This window comes from Paracoccus litorisediminis, from assembly GCF_009711205.1.
GTDB classification, from domain to species: Bacteria; Pseudomonadota; Alphaproteobacteria; order Rhodobacterales; family Rhodobacteraceae; genus Paracoccus; species Paracoccus litorisediminis.
In genome coordinates this window covers 290,691-300,328 of sequence record NZ_WMIG01000004.1, presented here as the reverse complement: position 1 = coordinate 300,328, position 9,638 = coordinate 290,691, and the positions used below count along the sequence as shown (strand labels likewise).

Annotated in this window: 10 protein-coding genes, 1 tRNA gene and 1 pseudogene; 9 read left to right on the top strand and 3 right to left on the bottom strand. The window is 63.4% G+C overall.

What is annotated here, in order from left to right; genetic code table 11:
• Nucleotides 1-234, top strand: a 234-nt coding sequence (locus tag GL300_RS26360; RefSeq protein ID WP_211595041.1) for a hypothetical protein, incomplete at its 5' end; no start/stop codon positions are given.
• 43 nt (nt 235-277) lie between these two features.
• Here GL300_RS26360 and GL300_RS11535 read toward each other — a convergent pair.
• Nucleotides 278-652, bottom strand: a pseudogene (locus tag GL300_RS11535) (hypothetical protein); the annotation flags it as partial.
• Nucleotides 640-774 (bottom strand): hypothetical protein, encoded by a 135-nt coding sequence (locus GL300_RS27430; RefSeq protein WP_425495923.1) that lies wholly within the window; start codon nt 772-774, stop codon nt 640-642. The pseudogene GL300_RS11535 and the gene GL300_RS27430, both read right to left, overlap by 13 nt.
• A 587-nt stretch (nt 775-1,361) precedes the next feature.
• On the opposite strand from GL300_RS27430, the gene GL300_RS11530 reads away from it, so the two are divergent.
• The 5 genes from GL300_RS11530 (at nt 1,362) to GL300_RS11510 (ending at nt 4,553) form a co-directional block, all read left to right on the top strand.
• On the top strand, nt 1,362-1,895 hold the full coding sequence (locus GL300_RS11530; protein ID WP_155039760.1) for a sigma-70 family RNA polymerase sigma factor: 534 nt from the start codon (nt 1,362-1,364) through the stop codon (nt 1,893-1,895).
• Nucleotides 1,879-2,652 carry an anti-sigma factor family protein gene (locus tag GL300_RS11525; protein WP_155039759.1) on the top strand — a complete coding sequence of 258 codons (774 nt, stop codon included), beginning with the start codon at nt 1,879-1,881 and terminating at the stop codon, nt 2,650-2,652. Before GL300_RS11530 ends, GL300_RS11525 begins: the two co-directional genes overlap by 17 nt.
• Before the next feature lie 15 nt (nt 2,653-2,667).
• On the top strand, nt 2,668-3,381 hold the full coding sequence (locus GL300_RS11520; RefSeq protein ID WP_155039758.1) for a Bax inhibitor-1/YccA family protein: 714 nt from the start codon (nt 2,668-2,670) through the stop codon (nt 3,379-3,381).
• 25 nt (nt 3,382-3,406) lie between these two features.
• Entirely contained in the window at nt 3,407-3,964 is a 558-nt protein-coding gene (locus tag GL300_RS11515; RefSeq protein ID WP_155039757.1) for a DUF2076 domain-containing protein, read from the top strand.
• 196 nt (nt 3,965-4,160) lie between these two features.
• Nucleotides 4,161-4,553, top strand: coding sequence for a hypothetical protein (locus GL300_RS11510; RefSeq protein WP_155039756.1), 393 nt, complete (start codon nt 4,161-4,163; stop codon nt 4,551-4,553).
• 139 nt (nt 4,554-4,692) lie between these two features.
• On the opposite strand, the gene GL300_RS11505 is transcribed toward GL300_RS11510, so the two are convergent.
• Nucleotides 4,693-4,782 (bottom strand) — tRNA-Ser (locus GL300_RS11505).
• A gap of 151 nt (nt 4,783-4,933) precedes the next feature.
• Here GL300_RS11505 and GL300_RS11500 point away from each other — a divergent pair.
• The 3 genes from GL300_RS11500 (at nt 4,934) to GL300_RS11490 (ending at nt 9,633) form a co-directional block, all read left to right on the top strand.
• The gene (locus GL300_RS11500) at nt 4,934-6,001 is read left to right on the top strand and encodes an NUDIX domain-containing protein (protein ID WP_155039755.1); all 1,068 of its coding nucleotides are present in this window, start codon (nt 4,934-4,936) and stop codon (nt 5,999-6,001) included.
• Nucleotides 6,002-6,086: 85 nt separating this feature from the next.
• Nucleotides 6,087-7,118 carry a cysteine synthase A gene (locus GL300_RS11495; RefSeq protein ID WP_155039754.1) on the top strand — a complete coding sequence of 344 codons (1,032 nt, stop codon included), beginning with the start codon at nt 6,087-6,089 and terminating at the stop codon, nt 7,116-7,118.
• A 7-nt stretch (nt 7,119-7,125) separates the two neighbouring features.
• Nucleotides 7,126-9,633, top strand: a complete 2,508-nt coding sequence (locus GL300_RS11490; RefSeq protein WP_155039753.1) for a DUF3772 domain-containing protein — start codon at nt 7,126-7,128, stop codon at nt 9,631-9,633.
• The last annotated feature ends 5 nt before the right edge of the window (nt 9,634-9,638 follow it).

Genomic DNA, 9,638 nt, shown 5'->3' with positions numbered 1-9,638 from the left:
AAGCCGCCCAAGGGCGGCTTTCTGCATTCCAGCCCTCCAAAACCCCAATGCTGGACAGAAAACCCCACACAAATTACCAATCCTGAACCCAAAAGCCCGGAAACAACCAGGCACACCGCCAGAAAATCGGGACCAAGGATCATGACACTGCTCATCGTCGGCGCAGGACTCTCGGGCGCCGTCATCGCAAGAAAATCCGCCGAAAAGATTTTTATCCTTAAAGAGCGTTTCTAAAGGATAAAGTCCGCCAACCACAAAGTATGCGCTCCCCGCAAGATTATCGAGAAACCGGCGTTTCCATTGCTGTTGGTGTCACCATGATGACGGTGCTTCCGCCGAACTGTTCGCTGCGTAGCTCTCCGGCTATACGGATGAAACTGGGCATACCTATGAACCTGAACGCATCGTTCGTGCTCGTGGTCTGATCGCATCGATCTTCGAAAGGTTGATTTGATCGGCTTCTAAATGGTTGAATCCGACAATCGTCTGACAAGGACAGGAAAATGAACTGATCGGCACCAATTCCGCTGGTTAGCAGATCCGCGCCACTTCCCCCAATCAGGGGGTCAGCCCCGGCCACTCCGCTGAGCGTGTCAATGCCGATTTCGCCGAAAAGCCGATCGGAGTTATCTCTGCCTTTCAACAGATCGTCTCCTGCCGATCCAAGGGTGTATCAGTTCCTCGGTTGCCCCAAAGTCGATCATCGCCTTGGCCGCCATCGATCACGTCGTTTCCCGTGTCTCCGAAACGACTGTCGGAACCTTGCCCGCCCAAAAGCAGCGGCTGCCCTGATCTCCACTGAGAGGCGGTCGCTCTCAGATCCCCAAATAGAGCCTGTCGTTGCGCAATCCGCCATTCAGCGTGTCTGTGCAACGGTTGTCATCAATCACATCATTTACGGAATATGTGCGGAAATAGTCCGCCATTCGACCGCCCGAGAATGTGTCGACCCTGCGAAGGGCGTGAGCGACCACCGTCTGATCGTCGTCGTTCCTCCAGGAATTTACCGCCTTGATAACGGGGATCACCGGGATATTGCCCCCCGGTCAAGCAGAGCGTCCGGTCGGATCCCACCATCGGCCCATAGCTGGACATGGCGCCGAGTAGGGGATGCCAGTGGATATGTAGCGGATAATACACCGCTAGAAATTTCCCGCGGTCTGACTCGATAATCCCATACGAAGCGGAAAGCGCTTCCCCAGGAATGCTTCAGCATACCAAGCGTTCGAAAACACGAAGTCGCGGAGATCGGCGGCATTGAACTTACCTTGCCGGTGCACGGTAGCGCCCGCGTTGGGGCGAAACAAAAAAATTCTGCCAGCATGGATGAGAAATCCGTTCGGCTCCGTATATCCCTTAAGATGAGCAAGACACCGGACCCGATCCTTCAGCAGCTTCCTGCCCTGCGCCGTTATGCGCTGGCCCTGTCGCGCGACGAGGCCGAGGCGGACGATCTTGTGCAAGAGGCACTTTTGCGCGGGCACCAGCATCGCCGGGGTTTCCGGGTCGGGGGGAACCTTCGGGCCTGGTTGTTCGGGATTCTGCGCAATGCCTTTCTGGACCGGTTGCGCAGTCGCCGCGCCCAGTCCCGGCGCGAGGCGGAATATGCCGGACTTGCGGGGCATTCGATCGATGCGCCGCAGGATGCTGTGGTGCGGCTGGGGCAGTTGCGGCTGGCCTTCATGGACCTGCCTGATGAGCAGCGCGAGGCGCTGTCCTTGGTCGCGATCGAGGGGCTTAGCTATGCCGAGGCGGCCAAGCTGGCCGATGTTCCGATCGGGACGCTGATGTCGCGGGTGGCGCGCGCGCGGGCCAGGTTGCGGGATTTCGAAGAGGGCAGGGTGCAGACCCCGGCGCTCAGATTGGTGGGAGGACGCGATGCAGCAGGCAAGTGACGCGATTTCCGAACTCGACCTCAACGCCTATGTCGATGACCAGCTGGACGACTGGCAGCGGCTTCGGGTCGAGGAATACCTCTCGCACCAACCCGATGCTGCGGCGCGGGTGATGCAGGATCTGCATCTGAAACGCGAATTGCGGCTGTGTTTTGCCCGCGCACCCGAACCGAATTCCGCGCAGCGGGCGGCTGGCCTGAGCCTGTCGCGGGCGCTCAAGCGCGACGAAAGGCTGCGCCGGGTGGTGCGGCTGGTCCCGGTTGGGGCGCTTCTGCTGGCTGGCTGGCTGGCCAATGAGGGGCTGGGTCCGTTGTCCGTGGGCAAGGTGGTTGCCTCGCAGCCTCCACATCCGGTTGTTGCCGCCGCGATTTCCGCGCGCGAGGCCAGCATGATCCGCCTGCCGATGCGCTCGCAGCCGCAGATCCACGAGCTTGACCGCGATGAGCTGCGCGCCTCGACCGGCATTCTGCTGCCGCGCTTCGACAGCAACTGGTCGATCCGGGATGCGCAGGTCTTCCCCTCGCCACAAGGGCCGGGGATCGAGATCGTCTTTGACGCGGGCAGCCTTGGCCGTCTGAACCATTTCGCGGTGCGGTCGGGGGATTTCGCGGTGACCCTGCCGCATGTGGAACAACACGGCGCCCGCAATGTCGCCTGGTTCCAGATCGGAGAAACCGCGCATGTCCTGATTGCCGAACATGGCGACCGGGATGAGTTGCTGAAGATCGCCGAAGACCTGTCATCGACCCTTTACTGATCCACGGAGACCACGATGGAACATATGACACGGGGCCGCAGCGCCGGCTTTTCCCCCGCCGCCAATTACGACGAAGGACTGCGCGCGCATATGCTGCGCATCTACAACTACATGGGGCTTGGCCTTGCGCTGACCGGGTTGGTGGCGATGCTGGTGGCCTCGGTCCCGGCGATCTACGTGCCGATCTTCAGCACCCCGCTGAAATGGGTGGTGATGCTGGCGCCGCTGGGCTTCATCATGTTCCTGTCCTTCCGTATCGAGACGGTCTCGGGCGCGACGGCGCAGACACTGTTCTGGGCCTTCTGCGCGGTGATGGGCCTGTCGCTGGCCTCGATCTTTCTGGTCTATACCGGGACCTCGATCGCGCGGGCCTTCTTTGGCGCGGCGGCGATGTTCGCGGGGATGAGCATCTACGGCTACACGACCAAGCGTGACCTCAGCCAGTTCGGCAGCTTCCTGATGATGGGCCTGATCGGCGTCATCATCGCCAGCATCCTCAATATCTTCCTGGGGTCGTCGGCGCTGCAATTCGCCATCTCGATCATCGGCATCATCGTCTTTGTCGGCCTGACCGCATGGGACACCCAGTCGATCAAGCTGCAATATGCTGAGCATCACGACGATGAGACCCGCCAGAAGCTGGCGGTGATGGGCGCGCTGTCGCTGTATCTGAACTTCGTCAACATTTTCCAGCTTCTGCTGAGCCTGACCGGCCAGCGGGAAGAATAACCCGTCAGAAGGAAAGACTTGAGGCATGGACCATAACGACAGGCAGGCCATCGAAGGCCTGTTCGACAAGCTTGCGCATGTGGAACGGCAGCATCCCTCGCGCGATGGCGAGGCCGAGCATTTCATCGCGGGCCAGATTGCCCGTCAGCCCGGCGCGCCCTATTTCATGGCCCAGACCGTCATCGTGCAGGAACATGCGCTGAACGCGGCGCAACAGCAGATCGAAGAACTGGAATACCAGCTGCAATCCGCGCGTCAGGGAGCAGGGCAGGGCGGCTTCCTGTCGCGCATGTTCGGTGGTGGCGCTGCTGCCCCGGCACCGCGCATGGCACCGCGTCCGCAGCCGGGCTATGGCCATGGCGGTGCGCCGATGGGGCGTCCGATGGGCCATGCGCAGGGCGGTGGTTTTCTGGCCGGGGCCGCGCAGACGGCGATGGGTGTCGCAGGCGGCGTCCTGCTGGGTAATGCCGTGATGGGCATGTTCGCCGGTGAGGCCGAAGCGGCCCCGGCCCCCGCCCCCGAGGAAGAAGAGGAAGATGCCGACTTCGCGGATGCCGGCGGCTGGGACGACGAAGAAGCCTAAGGAATACCGGAGGGGGCGGCCGTCCTCCCCCGGTTTTGCCCCGTAACGATTGCTCCGGTGAAGCCCCGCGGATTTCTGGTCTGCGGGGCTTTCTTTTTGCCGCAGGAAAGGCGGGTTATGCCCGAATGCGCGCCTTCCCTTTAGGTCACTTCGCCCATACCGTGTGGACAAGCATTCCAGAAAAAAGGGACAGAACATGCCAAAGAAGCTGATCCTTGCCGCGGGTCTTGTGACCCTTGCCGCATGCACCACGACCGATATCTACAGCGATGCCATCGCCAAGTCGGTGCCACCCAGTGCCGCCCTGAAGGCCGTGATCGTCGCAGGGGCCGAAAGCCTGATCTATGACCCGTCCTCGATCCGCAAAGCCGAGATCTCGAATGTCGCGACGCTGCCTGACGGGCTGCAGGGCGTCTGTGTCCGCGCCGACAGCAAGAACGTCTCGGGCAACTATATCGGCGTCCACAGCGTCGGCATCCCGATCCGCGACGGCAAACTGGCCGGAGGAGCGCTGGACCACGCCATCTGCAACCGCAAGGACCTGACATGGCAGCCCTTCCCCGAGCTTGAAAAGCTGCCGGCGAAGTAATCTGGCGCGCCTGCGCAGGCGCAAAAGACCCGGCTTGCTCACAAGGAGCCGGGTCGCAGCGCCATAAGCCGCCATGGGTGTCAGGCGAAGCATTCAGCTTCGCGCGCGACATCATATTGTCTTGAAAAATCACCACAAGTGGCGGAGAGGGTGGGATTCGAACCCACGGAACCCTTGCAGGCTCAACGGTTTTCGAGACCGCCCCGTTCGACCACTCCGGCACCTCTCCGCGCTTCTTGGGTGGTGGCGCGGATTTAGACGGGGTGGGGTTGAAGCGCAAGAGCCTTTCCGCGAAAAAATGCGAGATTTTCAAACTTCTTTTTCGGCAGGTGCGCGATGATCCAGAAAACGCTGCAATTCCCCAGAAAACGGGTCAGCCGATGCCGGTCCTGATCGGGGCACTGGCCCATCCGGCCTTGCGCATGCGTCTGGCGCCCGAGGCGATCAAGGCCCCACCGCTGGATGGCAGGCTGCTGGGCGGGGCGATGGCGGGCATTGCGCCCGACAGGTTTCCGGCTTTTGAGCCCGGTGCGGGCCATGTCCCAGCATGGGAGACGCCCTGGACCGACCAGTTGCGCCGCTATGCCGATATTCTGGGCCTTGAGCCGCGCGAAATTGGCGGGCGCGAGGTTCTGGGCATTGGCGATGACAGGGGCGACGGTCATTGGCAGCCCGAACTGGCCGCGGCCATCGCAGATTGGTTGCTGGACCGGCTGGCCGACCGTCCCGCGCCGTCCCTGCGCCCGCGATTGCCGATGATCGCCAGCTGGATCGCCTCGCGCCTGCGGGCAGAGGCCGAGACCGGGCATCTGCCGCAGATCGGACCCTCGGGGGCGGAGCGCGTGCGCGAGGCGACATGGGACGAACCCTATGCCGATTACTTCTCGGTCGAATCGCATGTGCTGCATCAACGCCGCCATCGGGGCGACTGGTCGCCGGACATGCGCCGCGCGGTATTTGTCTCGGGCGATGCGACGGTGGTGCTGCCATGGGACCCCGTCCGCGATCGGGTCATGCTGATCGACCAGTTCCGCCCCGGCCCGGTCGCACGCGGCGACGCGCAGCCCTGGCTTTATGAGACCATCGCCGGGCGGGTCGATGCCGGAGAGACGCCCGAACAGGCCGCGCTGCGCGAAGGGGTCGAGGAAGCGGGGCTTGGCATCTCGCGGCTGATCCCCGGTCCGCACAACTATCCCAGTCCCGGCGCGATGGCGGAATTCCTTTATCTTTATATCGGCATTGCCGGCCTGCCCGATGAGACGGCGGGTTTCGGCGGGCTTGAGATCGAGGACGAGGACATCCGCTCTCATGTCATTCCCCGCGCGGATTTGACGCGCATGGCCATGACCGGAGAGCTGCGCAACGGCCCGCTGCTGACGCTGGCGCTGTGGCTTGAACTCAATCATGCCCGGCTGCGCGCGGAATTTGACGCGCGTCAGGCTGACTGATCACGCAAAGTCCAGACCCCGCGGGGTTGCCGCCATCCGGCAGCCCCGTGTAGACCGGGGACGATCATTTCGCGAAAGGCCCGCCATGCGCATCTGCCCCGACCTCGCCTCTGCCATCGGCAATACCCCCCTGATCCGGCTGAACCGCGCATCCGAGGAAACCGGCTGCGAGATTCTGGGCAAGGCCGAGTTCATGAATCCCGGCCAGTCGGTCAAGGACCGGGCGGCGCTGTACATCATCAAGGACGCGGTCGCACGCGGAGAGCTGAAGCCCGGCGGCACCATCGTCGAGGGCACGGCCGGCAATACCGGGATCGGGCTGGCGCTGGTTGGGTCCTCGATGGGCTTCCGTTCGGTCATCGTGATCCCGGAAACCCAGAGCCAGGAAAAAAAGGACATGCTGCGTCTGGCAGGTGCCGAACTGGTCGAGGTGCCCGCAGCCCCTTACAAGAACCCCAACAACTATGTCCGCTATTCGGGTCGTCTGGCCGAGGAACTGGCCCGGACTGAAGCGAATGGCGCGATCTGGGCCAACCAGTTCGACAATGTCGCCAACCGTCAGGCCCATGTCGAAACCACCGGCCCCGAGATCTGGGAACAGACCGGGGGCAAGGTCGACGGCTTCATCTGCGCCGTGGGCTCGGGCGGGACGCTGGCCGGGGTGGCGATGGCGCTGCAACCCAAGGGCGTCAAGATTGGTCTTGCCGATCCCGAGGGCGCGGCACTGCACAGCTTCTATACCGAAGGCGTGTTCGAAAGCCCCGGCTCGTCCATCACCGAGGGCATTGGTCAGGGCCGCATCACCGCGAACCTTGAAGGCTTCACCCCCGATTTCAGCTATCGCATCCCCGATGCCGAGGCGCTGCCGGTCGTCTTTGACCTGCTGGAATATGAAGGGCTGTGCCTTGGCGGTTCCTCGGGGATCAACATCGCCGGTGCGATCCGCATGGCCAAAGAGATGGGGCCGGGCCATACCATCGTGACCGTGCTTTGCGATTACGGCACGCGCTACCAGACCAAGCTCTTCAACCCGGAATTCCTGCGCGCCAAGGGTCTGCCCGTGCCGCAATGGCTGGCCCGCAAGCCGGCCGTTCTGCCGGAAGTTTTCGAGGACTGAGAGACTGATGCAACGACTGATCGTCCTGATCGCGGCGCTGTTTGTCACGCTGTCGCTGGCACTGTCAGCTCCTGCCTTCGCGCAGGAGCCGGACGCGCCGAATTACGACAACTGGGGCAAGCTCGCCGAACAGGCCGAGCAGATCCTTGAAGCGGGCGAGGCGAACGAGGCCAAGCTGCAATCGATCCGCGAAGAGGTCGTGAAATGGCGCGACGGCTTCAAATCGGCGCAGGGCATCAACTCGACCCGGATCGCCACGCTCAAGGACCAGATCGCGGCGCTGGGTACGGTTCCGGCCGAGGGCCAGCCCCCTGAATCCGAGGATGTGGCCGCCCGCCGCAAAGAGCTGAACGACCAGCTGGCCGAGCTGCAGGCGCCGGGTCTGAAGGCCGTCGAGGCTTATGGCCGCGCCGATGGCATCATCCAGCAGGTCGATCAGGCTTTGCGCCAGCGCCAGACCTATGCGCTGATCCGCCAGACGCCTTCACCGCTGAACCCGGCCAATTGGGGTCCTGCCTTTGCCGAGGCGGGGCAGCTGGCCGTTCATGTCTATGATGAAGTCAAGCAGCGCTGGAGCCAGTTCGGCACTGGTCCCGGCTTTGTTCAACGTATTCTTGTTACGCTAGGCTTCCTGCTGGCGGCGGTCCTGCTGCTGTCGCGGGGCCGGCGCTGGGTCGATTCCCTTCCGTCACGGCTGTCGGTGCGGGCCAGCGAACGCTCGCGTGCGGCGCTGATCTTTGGCGTGTCGCTGGGGCAGATCGCCATCCCCCTGATTGGCATCGTGCTGGGTGTCGCCGCATTGCTGGCGACGGACATGTTCGGGAAATGGGGCGGGCCGCTGCTGCGCTCGATCCCGGTCGCGGGTCTGGTGTTCTTTGGCGGCTTCTGGCTGGTCCGGCGGATCTTCCCCGCGCCGGGAACCGCGGATTCGCTGCCGCTGCCGATGACCGAGGATCAGCGACGCAAGGCCGCCTTCCGCGCGACCATGTTGGCCATGGCCACGGCCATCCACCAGCTGATCTCGCGCACGGTGCTGCCGCTGTCGGGCTTTCATTCGCAGAATGACACCGCGACCGTGCCGCAGCGGCTCAGCGAGGCCTCGGCCGGGGTCTGGCATTTCGTGATCATCCTGCTGGGCGGGTTCTTCCTGTTCCAGCTGTGCAACGTGCTGCGCCGCCTGCGACCGGCACAGCTGGATGGCCCGCCTGATTACCGCACCCGGATCGTTGCCTTCCTTGCCACCATCGGGCGGCTGATCGCGCTGGCCTCGCCGGTGCTGGCGGCAGCGGGCTTTGTCACGGCGGGCAACGCGATCCTGTGGGCGACGGTACTGACGCTGGCGCTGGTGGCGCTGCTGATCGTGCTGCAGGACTTCATCGCCGACCTTTACGCAATGGCCAAGGGCGGCGACCGGACGGCGCGCGACGCGCTGATGCCGGTGCTGGTCAGCTTTGCGCTGGTCGTGGTGTCGTTGCCGCTTTTCGCGCTGATCTGGGGTGCAAGGCGCAGCGATCTGGCCGAGGCGTGGACCAAGATCGAACGCGGTTTCAGCTTTGGCGGCGTCAGCCTGTCGCCAATGGCGATCATCACCTTCCTGATCATCTTCTGCATCGGCTATTTCCTGACGCGCTTCATTCAGGGCGCATTCCGCACCTCGATCCTGCCCAAGACCAAGCTGGACGTGGGCGGACAGAACGCCGTCGTGTCGATGATGGGCTATGTCGGCATGGGGCTGGCCGGGCTGCTGGCGATCACCTCGGCGGGGATCGACCTGTCGTCGCTGGCGATCGTCGCCGGTGCCTTGTCGGTCGGTATCGGTTTCGGCATGCAGCAGGTGGTGTCGAACTTTGTCTCGGGCATAATTCTGCTGGTCGAACGCCCGATTGCGGTGGGCGACTGGATCGAGGTCGGGACCAAGCAGGGCGTCGTCAAGAAGATGTCGGTGCGCGCCACCCAGATCCAGACCTTCGACCGCAACAACGTGATCGTGCCGAACTCGGACCTGATCACCCAGCAGGTGACGAACTGGACGCGGGGCAGTCTGCAGGGCCGGATCATCGTGCCGATCGGCGTGGCCTTTGGCAGCGACACGCGGCGGGTGGCCCAGATCCTGCAGGAAATCGCCGAAGATCAGCCGACCGTGCTGATCAATCCGGCGCCCGCCGTGCTGTTCCGCGGCTTCGGCCCCGACAGCATGATGTTCGAGATCCGCGCCGTGTTGTCCGATATCAACGGTGGCATCGGTGTGACCTCGGAAATCAACCATCAGGTCGTCGAGCGTTTTGCCGCCGAGGGGATCGAGATCCCTTACGCGCAACGCGACATCTGGCTGCGCAATCCCGAGGTGCTGGCCACATTGGCCAATCACCTGCGCGAAAGCGAGAAGCTGGAGAAGCCCGTGGCCCCTCCGGTTCCCAAGCCCACGCCTTCGCGTGTCCCGCTGCATCGCGACGAGGCCCCCGAATATGACAACGGCGATGCCGATGGGGATGGCGACGCTGACGGGCGTGGTTAAAACGC

Excerpts from the sequence above, each read along its gene's own strand:
- GL300_RS11530 (WP_155039760.1), top strand. The coding sequence starts at position 1,362 with ATGAGCAAGACACCGGACCCGATCCTTCAGCAGCTTCCTGCCCTGCGC.
- GL300_RS11525 (WP_155039759.1), top strand. The coding sequence starts at position 1,879 with ATGCAGCAGGCAAGTGACGCGATTTCCGAACTCGACCTCAACGCCTAT.
- GL300_RS11520 (WP_155039758.1), top strand. The coding sequence starts at position 2,668 with ATGGAACATATGACACGGGGCCGCAGCGCCGGCTTTTCCCCCGCCGCC.
- GL300_RS11515 (WP_155039757.1), top strand. The coding sequence starts at position 3,407 with ATGGACCATAACGACAGGCAGGCCATCGAAGGCCTGTTCGACAAGCTT.
- GL300_RS11510 (WP_155039756.1), top strand. The coding sequence starts at position 4,161 with ATGCCAAAGAAGCTGATCCTTGCCGCGGGTCTTGTGACCCTTGCCGCA.
- GL300_RS11500 (WP_155039755.1), top strand. The coding sequence starts at position 4,934 with ATGCCGGTCCTGATCGGGGCACTGGCCCATCCGGCCTTGCGCATGCGT.
- GL300_RS11495 (WP_155039754.1), top strand. The coding sequence starts at position 6,087 with ATGCGCATCTGCCCCGACCTCGCCTCTGCCATCGGCAATACCCCCCTG.
- GL300_RS11490 (WP_155039753.1), top strand. The coding sequence starts at position 7,126 with ATGCAACGACTGATCGTCCTGATCGCGGCGCTGTTTGTCACGCTGTCG.